This is a genomic window from Propioniciclava soli (assembly GCF_014858005.1).
GTDB lineage: Bacteria > Actinomycetota > Actinomycetes > Propionibacteriales > Propionibacteriaceae > Propioniciclava > Propioniciclava soli.
Window position 1 is genome coordinate 1 of the sequence record NZ_JACYOT010000057.1, and the last position, 521, is coordinate 521.

1 protein-coding gene is annotated in these 521 nt (G+C 67.8%); it reads left to right on the top strand.

The genetic code is table 11. From position 1 onward, the window contains the following. Nucleotides 1–91 precede the first annotated feature (91 nt). On the top strand, nt 92–490 hold the full coding sequence (locus IFY26_RS17565) for an HNH endonuclease (RefSeq protein WP_131170267.1): 399 nt from the start codon (nt 92–94) through the stop codon (nt 488–490). Nucleotides 491–521 lie beyond the last annotated feature (31 nt).

The following is a 521-nucleotide window of genomic DNA, read 5'->3' on the forward strand; positions in this document are numbered from 1 at the left end:
AAGCCCTGACATGCCGCCGGCGGTGCGCTCATGTGATGCGCGCGATGGCCGTGAAGCGTCGATGACCGTCGCTGCGTCGTAGTCTTCGGGAATGGCTGTCGGCAAGACACGCAAGGCCCGCGCGGACCGGCGCCGCAAACGCCGACTGGGCAGCAAGGTCCACGACCTCACCGACTTGCAGTGGGCAGCGTTGAAGGACGCGTGGGCCGGATGCGCGTACTGCGGGGTGACCGACACGCCACTGCAGCGCGACTGCGTCCTGCCGATCTCTCGCGGCGGGCGCTACACCCTCGACAACGTCGTCCCTGCCTGCCGCTCCTGCAACACCAGCAAATGCAATGACGAAGTCACCGGCTGGCTGCGCCGCAAGCGGCTCGACGAACGCACGTTCCTGCTCCGACACCTCGACATTCGCACCACCCTCGTGCAGCAGTCCCTGCGCCGCGGCGCCTGCGCAGTGGTCGCGGAAGTGTCCACACCCATGTCGTGACCGGCACTCCGCCAACGACCGACTTTGCCGC